The 15792-nt window shown below is 72.7% G+C and carries 16 protein-coding genes and 1 tRNA gene; 6 read left to right on the forward strand and 11 right to left on the reverse strand.

Going from position 1 to position 15792, the window contains the following annotated elements:
* Window positions 1-85 precede the first annotated feature (85 nt).
* Window positions 86-1360 (forward strand): PrsW family intramembrane metalloprotease, encoded by a 1275-nt coding sequence (locus FHR37_RS23175; protein ID WP_237768630.1) that lies wholly within the window; start codon window positions 86-88, stop codon window positions 1358-1360.
* Here the strand turns inward: FHR37_RS23175 and ptsP are convergent.
* Genes ptsP through dhaK form a run of 3 tightly spaced genes read right to left on the reverse strand, consistent with a single transcriptional unit; the run spans window position 1353 to window position 5467 of the window.
* Complete coding sequence (ptsP, locus tag FHR37_RS23180) at window positions 1353-3800, reverse strand: phosphoenolpyruvate--protein phosphotransferase (RefSeq protein ID WP_092882020.1); 2448 nt, start codon at window positions 3798-3800, stop codon at window positions 1353-1355. The two genes, FHR37_RS23175 and ptsP, sit on opposite strands and share 8 nt — an antisense overlap.
* 2 nt (window positions 3801-3802) lie before the next feature.
* Window positions 3803-4459, reverse strand: coding sequence for a dihydroxyacetone kinase subunit DhaL (dhaL, locus tag FHR37_RS23185; RefSeq protein ID WP_237768629.1), 657 nt, complete (start codon window positions 4457-4459; stop codon window positions 3803-3805).
* 6 nt (window positions 4460-4465) lie between these two features.
* A complete protein-coding gene (gene dhaK, locus FHR37_RS23190; protein WP_092882018.1) occupies window positions 4466-5467 on the reverse strand; it encodes a dihydroxyacetone kinase subunit DhaK in 1002 nt (333 codons plus the stop codon).
* Window positions 5468-5653: 186 nt separating this feature from the next.
* Between dhaK and FHR37_RS23195 the strand changes: the two genes are divergently transcribed.
* Both FHR37_RS23195 and FHR37_RS23200 read left to right on the forward strand, forming a co-directional pair.
* A complete protein-coding gene (locus FHR37_RS23195; RefSeq protein WP_092882016.1) occupies window positions 5654-5950 on the forward strand; it encodes a type II toxin-antitoxin system VapB family antitoxin in 297 nt (98 codons plus the stop codon).
* A 29-nt stretch (window positions 5951-5979) separates the two neighbouring features.
* Window positions 5980-6555 (forward strand): LytR C-terminal domain-containing protein, encoded by a 576-nt coding sequence (locus FHR37_RS23200; RefSeq protein ID WP_092882013.1) that lies wholly within the window; start codon window positions 5980-5982, stop codon window positions 6553-6555.
* A 12-nt stretch (window positions 6556-6567) separates the two neighbouring features.
* Here FHR37_RS23200 and FHR37_RS23205 read toward each other — a convergent pair whose 3' ends face one another.
* The 6 genes from FHR37_RS23205 to FHR37_RS23230 all read right to left on the reverse strand — a co-directional run bounded on the left by FHR37_RS23205 (window position 6568) and on the right by FHR37_RS23230 (window position 10520).
* Window positions 6568-8103, reverse strand: a complete 1536-nt coding sequence (locus tag FHR37_RS23205; RefSeq protein WP_202884557.1) for a potassium/proton antiporter — start codon at window positions 8101-8103, stop codon at window positions 6568-6570.
* Between the two features lie 103 nt (window positions 8104-8206).
* Window positions 8207-8291 (reverse strand) — tRNA-Ser (locus tag FHR37_RS23210).
* Window positions 8292-8325: 34 nt separating this feature from the next.
* Window positions 8326-8763 carry a tRNA adenosine(34) deaminase TadA gene (gene tadA / locus FHR37_RS23215; RefSeq protein WP_092882011.1) on the reverse strand — a complete coding sequence of 146 codons (438 nt, stop codon included), beginning with the start codon at window positions 8761-8763 and terminating at the stop codon, window positions 8326-8328.
* Window positions 8764-8828: 65 nt separating this feature from the next.
* A complete protein-coding gene (locus FHR37_RS23220; RefSeq protein WP_175542389.1) occupies window positions 8829-9365 on the reverse strand; it encodes a tRNA adenosine deaminase-associated protein in 537 nt (178 codons plus the stop codon).
* Window positions 9366-9495: 130 nt separating this feature from the next.
* Window positions 9496-9990, reverse strand: a complete 495-nt coding sequence (locus FHR37_RS23225) for a tRNA adenosine deaminase-associated protein (RefSeq protein WP_092882007.1) — start codon at window positions 9988-9990, stop codon at window positions 9496-9498.
* A gap of 176 nt (window positions 9991-10166) precedes the next feature.
* Entirely contained in the window at window positions 10167-10520 is a 354-nt protein-coding gene (locus FHR37_RS23230; RefSeq protein WP_092882005.1) for a hypothetical protein, read from the reverse strand.
* A 349-nt stretch (window positions 10521-10869) separates the two neighbouring features.
* Between FHR37_RS23230 and upp the strand changes: the two genes are divergently transcribed.
* Together upp and FHR37_RS23240 are read left to right on the forward strand one after the other, a co-directional pair.
* A complete protein-coding gene (gene upp / locus FHR37_RS23235; protein ID WP_092882003.1) occupies window positions 10870-11520 on the forward strand; it encodes a uracil phosphoribosyltransferase in 651 nt (216 codons plus the stop codon).
* Between the two features lie 101 nt (window positions 11521-11621).
* Window positions 11622-13148, forward strand: a complete 1527-nt coding sequence (locus FHR37_RS23240; protein WP_092882001.1) for a glycosyltransferase family 2 protein — start codon at window positions 11622-11624, stop codon at window positions 13146-13148.
* Window positions 13149-13155: 7 nt separating this feature from the next.
* Here the strand turns inward: FHR37_RS23240 and FHR37_RS23245 are convergent, their stop codons facing one another.
* Both FHR37_RS23245 and FHR37_RS23250 read right to left on the reverse strand, forming a co-directional pair.
* Entirely contained in the window at window positions 13156-13929 is a 774-nt protein-coding gene (locus tag FHR37_RS23245; protein ID WP_092881999.1) for an ABC transporter permease, read from the reverse strand.
* On the reverse strand, window positions 13926-14939 hold the full coding sequence (locus FHR37_RS23250; protein ID WP_202817944.1) for an ABC transporter ATP-binding protein: 1014 nt from the start codon (window positions 14937-14939) through the stop codon (window positions 13926-13928). Before FHR37_RS23250 ends, FHR37_RS23245 begins: the two co-directional genes overlap by 4 nt.
* Before the next feature lie 192 nt (window positions 14940-15131).
* On the opposite strand from FHR37_RS23250, the gene FHR37_RS23255 reads away from it, so the two are divergent.
* Window positions 15132-15686, forward strand: a complete 555-nt coding sequence (locus FHR37_RS23255) for a cysteine hydrolase family protein (protein ID WP_092881995.1) — start codon at window positions 15132-15134, stop codon at window positions 15684-15686.
* Window positions 15687-15792 lie beyond the last annotated feature (106 nt).

Here is a 15792-nt window from a genome sequence, read left to right on the forward strand (position 1 = left end):
ACGACGCTGGGAGCGGCCGCGCGCGCCCTGCCGGCCCGGCTCCGGCCGGTCTGCGAGCGGGGGCGGGCTGATCTAGGCTCTCCGGATGAGCGCGACCCCTCCCCCCTCCGCTCAGTCCGGCCCCGCTCACTCTGGGCTGCCCGGGCTGCCCGGTGGCCGACCGCTCGTGCCGTTGCGCCCCTGGGCCGGCCGGCACCGCAACCGCCGCCGGGTGCTCGCGCCGGTCGTCCTGATCGTGGTGATGGCCGCGCTCATGACCCCGCTGATCGGGCTCACCGTGCTGGGCGCCGGACCCGAGCCGGCCGCGCTCGGCACGTTGTTCGCGTTCCTGCCGGTCGTCCCCGTGGTCGCGGTGTTCCTGTGGATCGACCGGTGGGAGCCGGAGCCCGGCCGGCTGCTGCTGATGGCGTTCCTGTGGGGCGCCGGGGTGGCGGCGCTGGCCGCGGCGGTCAGCAACTTCGCCCTCAACTACGCCTGGTCACGCACCGTCGGCACCGAGATCGGCGACGTGGTGAGCACGGTGGTGACCGCGCCGTTCGTGGAGGAGGCGGTCAAGGGGGCGTTCCTGTTCGTGCTCCTCGCCACCCGCCGGCGCGAGGTGGACGGCGTGGTCGACGGCATCGTCTACGCCGGCCTGGTCGGGGTGGGGTTCGCGTTCAGCGAGAACATCCTCTATCTCGGCACCGCCATCCACGAGGGCGGACTCCACGGCGGCATCATGCTGTTCGCGCTGCGGTGCGTGCTGTCGCCGTTCGCCCACCCGATCTTCACCGCGATGACCGGGCTCGCCGTCGGCATCATGGCGCGCAGCCGCAGACAGATCCGGTTCGTCTACCCGCTGATCGGCTATCTCGCCGCGGTCTGCCTGCACGCGCTGTGGAACGCCTCCGCGTCGCTGCTCAGCCAGTTCGGCTTCTTCCTCGTCTACGTCGTCTTCATGGTGCCGGTGTTCGCCGCGATGGCGATGGTGGTGCTGTGGCAGCGGCGCCGCGAGCAGCGCATCGTGGCGAGCCAGCTGCCGCGGTTCGTCGCCGCCAACTGGATCGCGCCGGAGGAGGTACGCCTGCTGTCCAGCCTGCCCGGACGCAGCGGCTGGCGCTCGGCGGTCAAGCGCAGGTGGGGCGCCGAGGCCGCCAAGGCCGTCCGCGACTACCACACCGCCGTCACCGAGCTCGCGTTCTTCTACGACCGCTACCAGCGCGGCGCGATCGGGTACGACGCCGACCACTGGCGCGACGACCTGATCGGCAAGGTGCTGGAGGCACGCGAGCGCGCGGTGCTGCACCCCCAGGCGATGGCCACCGCCCAGGAGGTCTCCGGTCCGCCGCCGGCCCACCGGGCGCCCGAGCCGATCAGCTGAGCCGGCTCCGCAGCGCCGCCTTCACAGCGGGTATCCCGTTCGGCGTCATGGAGAGTTCGTCCACACCCATCCGGACCAGCCGAACGGCCGCGCCGGGTTCCCCCGCGAGCTCGCCGCACACCGCGACGTGCCGACCGGCCGCCCGGGCGGCGTCGACCAACGTCCCCAGCAGCCGCCAGATCGCCTCGTGGCCGGGCTGGTAGAGGTCGCCCACCGCGTCGTTGGTCCGGTCGGCGGCCATGACGTACTGCGTGAGGTCGTTGCTCCCCACGCTCACGAAGTCGACCTCGGCACAGATCTCGTCGGCGACCAGGGCGGCCGCCGGCACCTCGACCATCACCCCGACCTTCGCCGGCCGGGCGAACGCCGTCCCCGCCGCCGCGAGCTCCCCGGCCACCTCCTCGACCAGGACCCGGAACCGCCGCGCCTCCGCGGCCACCGTCACCATCGGCGCCATCAGCCAGACCTCGCCGTGGCCGTACGCCGCGCGCAGCGCCGCCCGCAGCTGGGTCCGCAGCAGGTCCGGGTGCGCGAGGGCGTACCGCAGCCCGCGCACTCCGAGCGGCCCGTGCCGCCACGGGTCGAGGTCGAGGGCCGGCAGCAGCTTGTCACCGCCCACGTCCAGGGTGCGGACGACCGCGCGGCGGCCGCCGAGCTCGGCCAGCACCGCGCCCAGCTCCGCCGCCTGTTCGTCCTCACCGGGCAGCCGGGGCCGGTCGACGTAGAGGAGTTCGGTACGCAGCAGTCCGACCGCGTCGGCACCGGCGGCCACGGCGGCGCGCGCCTCGACCGGGCCGCCGACGTTCGCGCTCACGGTCACCGGCGTCCCGTCGGCCCGCACCACCGGGCCGGCGGCCTCCGCGCGGGCCCGCTCCCGGTCGGCGGCGAGGTCGCGGGCGGTCTGCCGGGCGGCGGTCAGCTCCGGCTCCGGCGGGTCCACCCGCAGGTCTCCGGTCCGCGCGTCCAGGATCACCGGCGTACCGTCCGGGACGTCCAGAACCTCCGGGCCGAGCCGGACCACCATCGGCAGGTCCAGGCCGCGGGCGAGGATCGCCGCGTGCGACGTACGCCCGCCGCGCGCGACCGCGAGCCCCGCCACCCCGGCCTCACCGAGGGCCGCGACGTCGGAGGGGAACACCTCCTCGGCGACCACCACGGCGCGGGCGACGTCCTCCGGTCGTACGGACGGCCGGACGTCCACGCCGAGGGCGCCGAGCACCGCGCGGCCGAGGTCCTCCACGTCGACCCCGCGCTCGGCGACCAGGTCCGTCCCGCCGGCCAGCAGGTCACGCGCCTCCAGCACCGACCTCCACCAGGCGACCTCGGCCGGCGTGGCCTCGTCGAGCCGCGCCTGCGCTCCCGCCAGCAGCGCCGGGTCGGCCAGCATCGCCTGGTGGGCACCGGCGATGTCGGCGCCGGACCCGCCGCCGGCCGCTCGGCCACCGAGCTCGGCGTTCACCCGGTCGACGGCGGCGGCCAGCCGCCTGCGTTCGGCGTCCGGCTCGTGCGCGCCGCCGGCCGGCGGCAGCCGGGGTTCGGTACGACGCAGGTGCCGGGCCGGTGCCACCACCAGGCCGGCCGAGGCGCCGACGCCCCGCAGCGTGCCGGGCTCGGGCGGCTCAGGCGGCTCGGACGCCTCAGGCACAGCGGCCTCGGCCGGCGCCGAAGGTTCGGGCGGCACCGGGGGCGGCGTCTTCTCGTCCAGCTCACCGAATCCCGCGTCGGCCAGGGCGAGCACGGCGTCCACGGCCGCCCGGGCGCCCTCGCCGGCCGCGGCGACCTCGAGCTCGTCGCCGACCCGCAGCCCCCGGGCGACCACGCCGAGCACACCGGCCGCGTCCACCCCGGGCTCACCGGGACGGCCGACCGTCACCCGCGCGTCGTACTCCCGGACCAGGCGTGCCAGCGCCGCCGCCGGCCGGGCGTGCAGGCCGGCCGGGTTACGCAACGTCGTGCGCGCCCGTACCTCCCCCTCGCCCCGCTTCTCCCCCGGTTCCGAGGGCTCCGAGGGCTCCGGGGGCTCGGCCCCGCCGGTCTCGGCGGACGGCACGTACGCCGCCCGCGCCGCGGCGGCCACGGCGGCCAGGCCCGCTCCCCCGGCGGCCGTGGTCGCGGCCGCGACCGCACCCTCCACCAGCGGCGCGTCGACGAGCAGCACCCGGTCGGCCTGCTCCGGGTCGAGGGTCTCCAGGACGAGTTCGGCGGTGAGTTGCGCGCTGCCCAGGTCGTACAGCACGACCACCCCGGCGTCCGACCGAACGCCCTGTACCGCTTCCAGGATCGCGTCGAAGCTGGTACCCACCCCGCCGTCGTCGGTGCCCCCGACCGCGCGGATGTCCACCTCCGGCGCCATCTGGGCGGCGAGCGTGCGTACGCCCTCGGCGAGGGCGGCCACGTGCGCGACCAGAACGACTCCGACTCGGGCGTTCGGCTTCGCCATGCCTAGGAGGAGTGGTCGGCGACGTCGGCGAACACCCGGAACAGCAGCGCCGACGACGTGGCGCCGGGATCCTGGTGGCCGGCGCTGCGCTCGCCGAGGTAGCTCGCCCGGCCCTTGCGAGCGACCAGCGGGATCGTGCCCCGCATGCCCTCCTCGGCGGCGTCGGCCGCGGCGGCGAGCGCCTCCCGGGTGGAGCCGCCGGCCGCGACGACGCGCTCGGCGGCCTGGACGGCCGGGTCCCAGGCGTCCACCATCGTCTTGTCGCCCACCTCGGCCTTCCCGCGCGCCACCACGCCGCCCAGCCCGGCTCGCAGGGCGCCCGCGACGTCGGCCGCGCCGAGTTCGTCACGTCCCTTGACGGCGGTGGCGGCGCGCAGGAACGCCGTGCCGTACAACGGGCCGGCCGCTCCCCCGACCTTCGAGATCAGCGCGGTGGCCACCGACTGGAGCACGTCGGCGGGCGTACCGGGCTCGGTCTCGGCGAGGCGGTCCACCGCGGCCTTCATGCCGCGGTCGAGGTTCTCCCCGTGGTCGGCGTCCCCGATGGCGGCGTCGAGTTCGATGAGGTACGTACGGTTGGCGGCCACCACGGCCGCGTAGTCGGCGATCACCCGGAGCAGGTCCCGCGTGGTCATCGGCACGTCGTCACCGGAGGACATGCGGCGTCACCGTCCCCAGCGCAGGGCGGGCGTGTGCACGGGTGCGTCCCACAGTTCGACCATCTCCTCGTCCAGGCGCAGCAGCGTGACGGACATGCCCGGCATCTCCAGCGAGGTGATGTAGTTGCCGACCAGTCGCCGCTCGACGGCGATGCCGCGCTGGGCCAGCACCTTCTCGGCGTGGGCGTAGGCGATGTAGAGCTCCATCAGCGGGGTGCCACCCATGCCGTTGACGAACAGCAGCGTCCGGTCGCCGGACTCGAACGGCATGTCCTCCACGATCGGGGCCAGCAGGCGTTCCACGATCGCGTTCGCGGGCTCCAGCGGCACGCGTTCGCGGCCGGGCTCGCCGTGGATGCCGATGCCGATCTCCATCTCGTCCGGCCCGAGCTCGAACGTCGGCTTGCCGGCGTGCGGCACCGTGCACGAGTCCAGCGCCATCCCCATGCTGGCCACGTTGTCGTTGACCCGGCGGCACAGCGCGGCCACCGAGGCCAGGTCGTCACCGCGCTCGGCGGCCGCCCCGACGATCTTCTCCGCGAGGACGGTGCCGCCGACCCCGCGCCGGCCGGCGGTGTAGAGGCTGTCGCGTACCGCCACGTCGTCGTCGATCACCACCGCGGCCACCTCGACGCTCTCGGCCGCGGCGAGTTCGGCGGCGGTCTCGAAGTTCAGGACGTCGCCGGTGTAGTTCTTCACGATGTGGAGTACGCCGGCACCGCCGTCCACCGCCTTCGTCGCGGCGAGGATCGGGTCCGGCGTCGGTGAGGTGAACACCGGCCCGGGGCAGGCCGCGGACAGCATTCCGTACCCCACGAACCCGGCGTGCAACGGCTCGTGCCCGCTGCCGCCGCCGGAGACCACGCCGACCTTGCCCCGGCGTGGCGCGTCCACCGACACCACGTAGTCGGGGTCCAGATGCACGCGCACGAGGTCGCCGTGCGCGGCGGCCAGGCCGGTCAGCGCCTCCGCGACGACGTTCGCCGGATCGTTGATGATCTTCTTCATCCCCGCACCCTCCCACCGTGCCGTCCTGGCGTCACTGTCCTACCCGAGATCTGTCCTACCCGAGCGCTCCGCCGCCGACCCCCAACACGCCCCAGGGGCAGCGCCAGGGCACGATTCGGCCTACGGTGAAGACACCCAGCGCTTCTGCCCGGTCACCCGCAGGAGGCACCACTACACTGCCCAACCGTGATCTTCAAGCGCGTCGGCGACGGACGCCCCTATCCCGAGCACGGCACGACCCAACGCGAATGGGCCGCCCTGCCGCCGCGCCCCATCCGGCTGGACCAGTTGGTCACCACCAAACGCACCCTCGATCTGGACACCCTCCTCGCGGAGGACTCCACCTACTACGGAGATCTCTTCGCCCACGTGGTCGAATACCAGAACGAGCTGTATCTCGAGGACGGCTTGCACCGGGCACTGCGAGCCGCCCTGCACCAGCGCATGGTGCTGCACGCCCGCGTGCTTCGGCTCAAGGGCTGAGGATTTCCCGAACGGGGAAGGGGGCGCACATGGCATGGGACGACACCGCCGAGCAACGCCGGATCCGGCGGCGGCGCAGGCGCAGGATCCGCGGCCCCCTCACCCTCGCCGTCCTCCTCGGCCTCGTCGCCGGAGCCGGGTGGTTCGGCTGGCACGCGGTCCTCAAGGCCATCCCGGGCGCCGGGCCGGACCTCGTGTGCAGCACACCCGCAGCCGGTCAGACGCAGCGGATCTCGGCCACCAAGGTGGTCGTGAACGTCTACAACGCGAGCAAGATCGGCGGGCTCGCGGAGCGGACGGCGACCGACCTGCGCCAGCGCGGCTTCACCGTCGGCACCGTGGCCAACGACCCGAAGAAGGCGAAGGTGAAGTTCGCGGAGGTCCGCGGCCGGGCCAAGGACGCGCCGGAGGTCATCCTGGTCGCCGCCCAGGTCGCCAAGGAGAAGGTCAGCGTGGACAACCGGACCGACGCCAGCGTCGACCTGGTCCTCGGCACCGACTTCCACGGCTTCGTCACCAAGGCGCCGACGGCGATGGACGTCACCACCACCGTGCCGGTCTGCGTGAAGCCGAGTCCCACGGCGCCTGGCGACGCCGCCGGCTGACGGCTCCTACGATCAGGGCCGGCGGATCCAGCGCACCCGCGCATGCACCGGCTGCTGATGGCCCTCCAGCCACCCCGCCAGCCGGCCCGAACGGCTCACCGACCGCAGCCGGCGTTCGGTGGCCTCGCGTACCCGCCGCGGAGCGACCACGAGCAGGTCGTCACCGACCTTCAGCGCCGTTCGCATCCCGGGTACCAGGCTGCGGCCCTCACGGACCACCAGCGCCACCGACGCGCCCTCGGGCAGCCGCAGCTCACCCACCTCGACGTTGGCGAGCAGGGAGCGGGGCAGGATCCGGATCTGCAGCAGGTCGGCGTCCAGGCGTTCCAGCGGCGCCGCCTCCACGTCGAGGTCACGCACCTCGTCCTCACCGCCGAGCCGCAGCACCCTGCCCACCCACGGCAGGGTCGGCGCCTGCACCAGCGTGAACACCACGACCAGGACGAAGACCACGTTGAACAGCCGGTCGGCGCGTTCCAGCCCGGCCGCCAGCGGGATCGTGGCGAGCACGATCGGCACCGCACCGCGCAGCCCCGCCCAGGCGAGGAACAACTGGTCGGGCACCCTCGGCCGGAACGGCAGCATCGACACGAACACCGACAGCGGCCGGGCCACGAAGGTCAGCGCCAGCCCGGCGACCAGGCCGGCCAGCACGTCGCTCCAGTCCAGCCGGCTCGGCCAGGCGAGCAGCCCGAGCATCACGAACAACCCGATCTGGGCCAGCCACGCGAGTCCCTCCACGAAGGACCGCGTGGTCGGCCGGTGCGGGAGCTCGGCGTTGCCGAGGACGAGAGACGCGACGTAGACGGCGGCGAAACCGCTGCAGTGCACGAACGAGGTGAAGGCGTACGCCAGCACCGCGAACGACACCACAGCCAGCGGGTACAGGCCCGACGACGGCAGCGCCACCCGCCGCAGCAGCCACGCACCGCCCCACCCGATGAGGAACCCGAGCGCCGCGCCGCCGGCGAGCTCGCCCACGATCAGCCCGACGATGCGGGGTACGCCCTCCTCCGCGAACGCCGTGGAGCTGAGCAGCGTGACCAGCAGCACGGTCGGGGCGTCGTTCAGGCCGGACTCGGCCTCCAGCACCCCGGCCAGCCGGCGGGGCAGCGGGACCTTCCGCAGTACCGAGAACACCGCCGCCGCGTCGGTCGGTGAGGTGACCGCACCGAGGAGCAGGGAGAGCCGCCAGCCGAAGCCGAGGGTGCCGTGCACGATCACCGCCACCACGAGCACGCTGACCGCGATACCGACGGTGGCGAGGACGAGCCCGGGCAGCATCGACCCGCGTACCTCGGCCCAACGGGTGGTGAGGCCACCCTCGGTGAGGATGACCACCAGGGCGGCGAAGCCGAGCGCGTGGGCGAGCTGGGCGTCGTCGAAGTGGACGCCGAGGCCCGCCTCGCCGAGCGCGACGCCCATCGCGAGGTAGATCAGCAGGCTGGGGAAGCCGAACCGCACCGAGGCGCGGACGGCGAGGATCGCCAGCAGCAGGACCAGCGCGCCGTACAGCAGGAAGTCGTTGAGCTCGGCGACCGTGATCATCGCCGGCACCTCCCCCCGCCCCCGTCGGCCCCGAGGGCCGGTTTCGTTGCCAATGCCGAAGGGCCTGGGCACGTCAGGTGCTCGTGCCCAGGCCCTCCTGCTGCGGTGGCGGTGGGATTTGAACCCACGGAGGGTTGCCCCTCACACGCTTTCGAGGCGTGCTCCTTCGGCCGCTCGGACACGCCACCGCCGGGTAGGTTACCGGACGGCGTGGGAAGTGCCTCACACGCCCCGGCGAGCAACGAAGAACCGGCGCAGCAGCTCGCCGCACTCCTCGGCGAGCACTCCGCCGGTGACCCGCGGCCGGTGGTTGAGCCGGCGGTCGCGTACGACGTCCCACAGCGAGCCGACGGCGCCGGCCTTGTCGTCGTACGCACCGAACACCACCTGGTCGACCCGTGCCTGCACCAGCGCACCCGCGCACATCGTGCAGGGCTCCAGGGTGACGACGAGGGTGCATCCGGAAAGCCGCCACTCCCCTCGCGCGGCGGCGGCCTCCCGGATCGCCAGCACCTCCGCGTGGGCGGTGGGGTCGCCGGTCGCCTCCCGCGCGTTGCGCCCCCGGCCGAGCACGGCGCCGTCGGGGCCGAGGACGACACAGCCGACGGGTACGTCACCGGTGTCCGGGGCCAGGGCGGCCTCGGCGAGGGCGGCCCGCATCGGGTCCTCCCAGCCGGAACCCTCCAAGTCGGACCCCTCCCGGCCGGAACCCTCCAGACCGGAGCTCAGTGGACCGCCTCGAGTGCCTCGGCGAACCCCAGGCGTTCGGCGAGGAACGTCACCGCCGCCGCGGGGGACGTGCCGATCGCCTTCGCCAGCCGGTTCAGGTCCTCGGCCCGGATGCCGAGGTCGTTCAGCAGCCCGGCCTCGCCGATGGGTTCGGCCGGCAGCTCCACCGGCTCGTCCTCGTCCTCGTCGAGGTCGGTGGCCGGCACCACCGGCAGCTCGGCGCCCACGTCGCCCGCGACCACCGCGGCGAGCCGGTGTTCCTCCACCAGTTCGCTCACCAGTGCCTCACCGACCGGTGAGCGGAGCGTCTCGGCCCCGTCGGACACGTACACCCTGGGTTCCTCGTCGCCTTCCACCCGGACGACGCCGAACCAGTTCTCCTCCTCGACGAGGACCAGGACGATCTCGTCGTCGGACTCGACGTCGCGTACCGCGTCGACCACGTCCTCCACGGTCTCCACGTCGTCGAGGTCGGTCTCACTCGCCACCCACTCGTCCCCACTGCGGGCGAACGCCGCCGCGAAGTACGACACCGCGCACCATTCCTTCGAGCTCTCGATCTGCGCCTACGGCTTGTCTGGACCTGTCTTTCGCCGGGGTCCGCGATCGAAACCTACGGATCGCGATCCACGACCGTGCCAGTTGGTCGGCATGGCCGGCGTCTCAGCCGACCGAGGCCTCGACCGCCCGCTGGAACGCCGGCCCGTACCCGAGGCGCTCGGCGATCTTGGACAGCATCTCGTCGGGGTAGAGGTCGAGGTCGTCACACAGGGCGCCCATCTCCATCGCGGCCATGCCGAGGTCGGCCACGATGGTGAGGTCGCCGGCGGGTTGTGCCTGCTCCTCGTCGTCCTCGATGGGAACCGGCAACTCGAGTTCGTCGAGGACCTCCCGGGCCAGCGGCCAGTCGGTCGCCGCGGTCACGTCGGACAGGAGGTAACGCACCTCGCCGCCCACGACCCGGACCAGGATGAAGAAGTCGTCGTCGACCGAGACGGAGCCGATACAGCCGATGTCACCCGGCATCTGCCGCAGCGTGCGCACGAACGTGTCGAGGTCGCGCGCCGCCGTGCTCGCCAGTGACGACGCCCGCCAGCAGCCCTCCTCGAGGTAGGTGACCACCGCGAAGTCGATCGCCGTGCTGCTCTCCTCGGCCATGTAGGGCATCGTGGCAGACGCGCGCGAAAATGCACCGGCTTTTCCCGGCCTTTGTTCGCCCGATCCGTGCCTTTTCGCCGGAAGTTCCACCGAACCCGGACCGCGGTGGGCAGGTGCGGCGGGGCGGGGCCGGTCAGGGCACCCGTGCACAGCTCGCAACGAACCGGGCGGACGTGCTAGAGAGCGCGGCGCAGAGCCTGGCGCCGCCGGCGGAGCTGGTTGGCCCGGACCGCGAAGAGGTCCTTGGCCTCGGCCAGGTCGCGCAGCAGCGCGGCCCGGCGGCGCAGGCGTTCCCACTCGCGTTCGGTGAGGGGACGCGGGTCGGCCGCTTCGGTGGCAGGCGGGGAGGTTTCGGGGGCTGCCGAGGATGTGGTGGAGGAGGAAGAGGAGTCGGGAGTACGGCCGGCAGCCGGTCCCGCGGGTGCGCCTCCAGGTCGCGGTCCCGGGTCGCCGGGATGGCTCGAGGCCTGCGTGGAGGCCTGCGTGAAGGGTACGGCCCAGCCGCTGCGGACCACGCCCGTCGCCGACACGCGGAGAGCTGGCGAGTCCGACTGCCGTCTCTGTGCTGCGTTCATGACCCTGACCGCCGATCCGGACGATCCCCGTTGTGACGAGGGGCCACCAGCCGGGTGTGGGCGACCCCTGACATGACTCACTAAAGGTGGACCTTGTCCCGGGACCGGAGCAATGTCTGCGACCGGTTTTTTCACGCCGAGTTGCACTTTTTACGCGCCGCACGTGCTCCCACGGCAGTTCGCTGGCTCTCCGGGAGGACTCGTTCACGGTACGGATTCGGCGTACGGGAGTCCCACGTGGTGTGGGCGGACGGCGCTCCACCGCGGCTCCGGCTCCGCCCCTCGATGGCCTAGGGTCACGCCCATGCGGATCCACGTCGCCGACCACCCCCTGATCGCGCACAAGCTCACCGTGCTGCGTGACGCCGGTACCGACTCCCCGACGTTCCGGCTGCTCACCGACGAGCTGGTCACCCTGCTCGCCTACGAGGCCACCCGGGACGTCCGGACCGAGCCGGTCACCGTCACCACCCCGGTCGCGAAGGCGCAGGGAGTGAAGCTGGCGGCGCCCAAGCCGCTGGTCGTGCCGATCCTGCGCGCAGGGCTCGGGATGCTCGAGGGCATGGTGCGGCTGCTGCCCACCGCCGAGGTCGGCTTCCTCGGCATGGTCCGCGACGAGCACACGCTGAAGGCCTCGACGTACGCCCAGCGGATCCCCGAGGACCTGTCCGGCCGGCAGTGCTACGTACTCGACCCGATGCTGGCCACCGGCGGGACCCTCGTCGACGCCGTGCGCTTCCTGGTCGAGCGCGGCGCCGACCACATCACGGCGGTCTGCCTGCTCGCCGCTCCGGAGGGCCTCCGCTTCCTCGAACGCGAGCTCGCGGAGCTCGACACGGTGGGCGTCCCCGTCACGGTCGTCACCGCCGCGGTGGACGACCACCTCAACGAGCACGGCTTCATCGTCCCCGGGCTCGGCGACGCGGGCGACCGGCTGTACGGCGTCGCCGGCTGACCTGACTGTCCGACCGAAGCCCCGCGGTTACCGGTCCCTTACCGGTCCACAGGTTTGTCGCCGGCACATCCGGCCCATGCTGACGGCATGGGGGGATTCCCATGGGCGTGAAGGTCAGCGTCGTCGTCCCGGTGCACAACCTGGGGCCCGATCTCGACGCCTGCCTGGAGTCACTGCTGGGCCAGTCCCTGGGGTCCGGTGAGTACGAGATCCTGATGGTGGACGACGGTTCCCATGACGGGACCGCCCAGCGGCTGGAGAAGCTCGCCCCGCTGCATGCGCCGCTGCGCTCCATCCAGGCCGGGCACACCGGCGGGCCCGGGCGGCCGCGCAACATCGGGATCGAACGCGCCCAGGGCGAGTACGTCTACTTCCTCGACCCCGACGACCGGCTCACCCCGAACGCGCTGGAACGCATGTACGCCACGGCTGCCCGTACGAACGCCGACCTCGTGATCGGGAAGCTGGTCGGCCACGGCGGCCGGTCGGTCTCCCGGCACGTCTTCCGGGCCTCGCGGGACCAGGCCGACCTGGTGGAGGACCAGCTGTTCGGCCTGCTGACACCGCACATGCTGTTCCGATCGGCGTTCCTGGCCGAGCACCACCTGCGGTTCGCCGAGGGCCCGGCCTGGCTGGGCGACCAGCTTTTCGTCGCACAGGCGTACTTCCGGGCGAAGGTGATCAGCGTTCTCGCCGACGAGGTGTGCTGCCACTGGATCCGCCGGCCCGAACGCGAGCAGGCCGCCCGCCGGTTCGACCCGCGGGCGTACTACCGCGCCCTGCGCGGAGTGCTCGACGTCGTGGACAGCCACACCGCCCCCGGCGACGAGCGCGACCAGATCTACGCGCACTGGTACGACGCGGAGATGCTCCGCCTGCTGGGCGGCCGGACGTTCGGGGGGCTGCCGGTGCGCTACCGCCAGCACCTCCTCTACCGCGAGGTGGGCAAGCTGGCCGAGGAGCGCTTCGGACCGGCCGTGGAGGGCTGGCTGCCGCTGTCGATGCGGGTCCGGGCGCGGCTGCTGCGTGCCGGCGCGTACGCCGACATCGCCCGGCTGGCCCGCGCCGAACGCGAGCTGACCGTCGTTCCGACCCTGGAACGCGTCGACTGGGACGGCGACAACCTGCTGATCCGGGTCAGCGGCCGGTTGAGCTACGCCGACGGCCGGCCGGTGACCTTCCGGCGGCTGGGCGGGCGGCTGCTGTGGCAGCCGCCGGTCCCGCTGCGGGTCGACGTGCCCGAGGACGCCTACGACGTGACCGCCGCGATCAGCCGCAGCCGGCTGGACGTGTACGTGCAGAACCGCAACGACTCCGGCGACTACCGGCTGCCGACGACCAGCCACCTGGTGCCCGACACCGCCGACCAGACCGAGCAGGTCGTACTGCGCGGCACCGCCCGGCTCGACCCGCGCGTCGCGAAGGCCGGCCGGCCGCTGGAGGACGGGCTGTGGGACTGCTTCGTGCGCGCGCAGAGCTGCGGCTGGGACGTACAGCGGCGGATCGCCCGGCCGAGCCTCTACCAGACCGAACCGCCCTGCCCCAGCCATGTCGTGGGTACGGGAACGCTGGTCGAGCCGCACTGGACCACGCTCGGCAACCTCAGCGTGCGGGTCGCCGGAATCTGATCTCCCGTCACTCGGGGCGGGGGTCCCAGCGGAACCTCCTTACGGCGACCAGCGCCCCGGCGACTCCCCACGCGGCCAGGACGCCGAGGCCGGCCCACGCGAACCCGCCGCCTCCGCTGCCACCGCCGAACGCCGCGAGCAACGCCTGGTTGAACGGCCGTACCGGCAGGAAGTCCGCGACCCGGTTGAGCACGTCCGCGTGGATCGGCATGTACGTGCCGGACACGAACACCAGCGGGAACAGGACGAACTGCACGACCGCCGGCGCGGCCTCGGCGTTGCGAATCAGCGAGGCCACCCCGACCCCCAGGGCGCAGAAGGCGGCCGCGCCGAGCACGAGCGTCACCGCGATCGCCGGCCAGTGGGACGGCCCGGCCAGCGGTACGCCGAAGATCCGCCCGATGCCGAGAATGAGCAGGACGTCAACGACGCTCACCAGGACGCAGTGCGCCAGCAGGCCGAGGAAGTACGTCCCGCTCCGCAGCGGCGTCGCCCGGACCCGTTTGAGCAGGCCGTTCTGACGCCGCGTCGACAACACGATCGCCAGCTGGCTGTAGCACGCGCCGAGCACGGAGGTCGCCGCGATGGTGCCCACGTAGTACTGCAGTGCCGTGAGCCCGAAGAAGTAGTCGCTGGGGCCGATGCCGCCGAACAGCAGACCGAACACGGTGATGATCAGTACGGGGAACGCGAACGTGAAGAACGCGCTCTGCGGATTGCGCCAGAACGTCAGCTGCTCGTAGCGGATCTGGTGCCACAGCAGCGCGAGGTCGCGACTCATCGGGCGCTCTCCTCCAGGACGGTCGACGACGGGTCGGTTCCTGCCGGGTCGTTTTCGTACGCGTCGGTTCCGGACGAGCCGGTGAGGCGGAGGTAGACGTCCTCCAGGCTGGGGCGTTCGACGGTGAGGCCCTCGAGGACCGCGCCCGCGGCGAGCGCCCAGCCGGTGAGCCGGTGCAGCGTCCCGGTCGGCTCCGCGGTCTCCACGGTCACCAGCTCGTCGCGTTCCGGGCCCGCGACGGACTCCCCCGCGGCCACCGGGATCCCTTCGAGCGTGCAGCCGTCGGGCAGCGCGAACCGGACCCGCGCCCGGGCGCTGTCGCGGCCTCCGAGCGTGGCGGGGGTTCCCTCGGAGATGATCCGGCCGCCGGTGATCACCGCCACCCGGTCGGCGAGCTGCTGCGCCTCCTCCATGTAGTGCGTGGTGAGCACGATGGTCGTCCCGGCCGCGCGCAACCGGCGTACGAGCTCCCAGGCGCCCTGCCGGGCGGCGGGATCGAAGCCCGTCGTGGGTTCGTCGAGGAACAGCAGGCTCGGGTCGCCGATCATGCCGAGCGCGAGGTCCAGCCTGCGCTTCTGGCCACCGGACAGCGACCGGACCTTCCGGCGCCGCTGCTCGGTGAGGCCGACCAGGCCGATCACCTCGTCCACGTCGCGGGGCGCGCGGTAGTAGCCCGCGTCACGCGCGATCGTCTCGCGTACCGTGAGGTGCGGCTCGACCGCGATGTCCTGCAGCACAAGACCGATCCGCTCGCGTAGCTCCCGCTCGCCCGCCCGGTCCCCGGGGTCGATGCCGAGCACCTCCACGTGCCCCGAGTCGCGCGTACGGAAGCCTTCGAGGATCTCCAGGGTGGTCGACTTGCCGGCGCCGTTGGGTCCGAGCAGGGCGAAGATCTCCCCGTGCCGGACCGTGAAGCTCACACCTCGTACGGCGCGCACCTGGCCGTAGCTCTTGTGCAGGTCCGCCACCACGACGGCGTTCCCGTCGGCGGTACAGGTCTCGTTGGTCACCCGATCAGTCTGGGTACGGCGTGACGGTGCGCGCCACGGCGTTCGGTCGCCACCGGATGCGACTTTCGTAGGGTCGACCGGCGCCCTGCCGCTTGCCGGTGTCGTCTGTCGGTGCCGCCTTGTCGGTGTCGCCTGTCGGCGGGTGGGCATACCGTCAGCACACCGAACCACCGCTGGCCGCCGAGGAGCGCCATGACCACCCTGAGCAACCGCCCGCACACCGCGCTGCTGGTGATCGACGTGCAGAACGACATCGTCGGAGGAGCCCACAACCGTGACGCCGTGGTTGCCAACGTCGCACGGCTCGTGGACCGGGCGAGGTCGGAGAGCATTCCCGTGGTGTGGGTGCAGCACTCCTCCGCCGACAACCTGCCGATGGGCAGCGACGGCTGGCAGTACGTCCCCGAGCTCACCCAGAAGGACTCGGAGCCCGTTGTGCACAAGCGGTATCCCGACTCGTTCGAGGACACCGATCTCGAGGCGGTGCTCGCCGAGCGCCGGATCGGGCGCCTCGTCGTCGCGGGTGCGCAGACCGACGAGTGCATTCGTTCCACGCTCCACGGAGGGATCGTCCGGGGGTACGACGTGACCCTGGTCGGCGACGCCCACACCACCGAGGACCTGTCCGAGTGGGGTGCACCCACGCCTGACAAGGTCATCGACCACACGAATCTCTACTGGGCAAACCACACCGCCCCCGGCCGGCAGGCGGGCACGGTCACCACCGACTCCGTCGACTTCGGCTGAGCGTCCCGTTCTCCACTCGTCCCCGTCACGTCAGGCGTGCACTGGCACTACGTGCGCGCAAGGTGCCGTTGACACCTCATGAGTTACGGCCTGGCTCGTGCTCCCG

The organism is Actinopolymorpha cephalotaxi, assembly GCF_013408535.1.
GTDB classification, from domain to species: domain Bacteria; phylum Actinomycetota; class Actinomycetes; order Propionibacteriales; family Actinopolymorphaceae; genus Actinopolymorpha; species Actinopolymorpha cephalotaxi.

Excerpts from the sequence above, each read along its gene's own strand:
- tadA (WP_092882011.1), bottom strand. The coding sequence starts at position 8,763 with ATGCGGGCCGCCCTCGCCGAGGCCGCCCTGGCCCCGGACACCGGTGAC.
- upp (WP_092882003.1), top strand. The coding sequence starts at position 10,870 with ATGCGGATCCACGTCGCCGACCACCCCCTGATCGCGCACAAGCTCACC.
- FHR37_RS23225 (WP_092882007.1), bottom strand. The coding sequence starts at position 9,990 with ATGGCCGAGGAGAGCAGCACGGCGATCGACTTCGCGGTGGTCACCTAC.
- FHR37_RS23205 (WP_202884557.1), bottom strand. The coding sequence starts at position 8,103 with ATGATCACGGTCGCCGAGCTCAACGACTTCCTGCTGTACGGCGCGCTG.
- dhaK (WP_092882018.1), bottom strand. The coding sequence starts at position 5,467 with ATGAAGAAGATCATCAACGATCCGGCGAACGTCGTCGCGGAGGCGCTG.
- FHR37_RS23200 (WP_092882013.1), top strand. The coding sequence starts at position 5,980 with ATGGCATGGGACGACACCGCCGAGCAACGCCGGATCCGGCGGCGGCGC.
- ptsP (WP_092882020.1), bottom strand. The coding sequence starts at position 3,800 with ATGGCGAAGCCGAACGCCCGAGTCGGAGTCGTTCTGGTCGCGCACGTG.
- FHR37_RS23175 (WP_237768630.1), top strand. The coding sequence starts at position 86 with ATGAGCGCGACCCCTCCCCCCTCCGCTCAGTCCGGCCCCGCTCACTCT.
- FHR37_RS23245 (WP_092881999.1), bottom strand. The coding sequence starts at position 13,929 with ATGAGTCGCGACCTCGCGCTGCTGTGGCACCAGATCCGCTACGAGCAG.
- FHR37_RS23240 (WP_092882001.1), top strand. The coding sequence starts at position 11,622 with ATGGGCGTGAAGGTCAGCGTCGTCGTCCCGGTGCACAACCTGGGGCCC.
- dhaL (WP_237768629.1), bottom strand. The coding sequence starts at position 4,459 with ATGTCCTCCGGTGACGACGTGCCGATGACCACGCGGGACCTGCTCCGG.
- FHR37_RS23255 (WP_092881995.1), top strand. The coding sequence starts at position 15,132 with ATGACCACCCTGAGCAACCGCCCGCACACCGCGCTGCTGGTGATCGAC.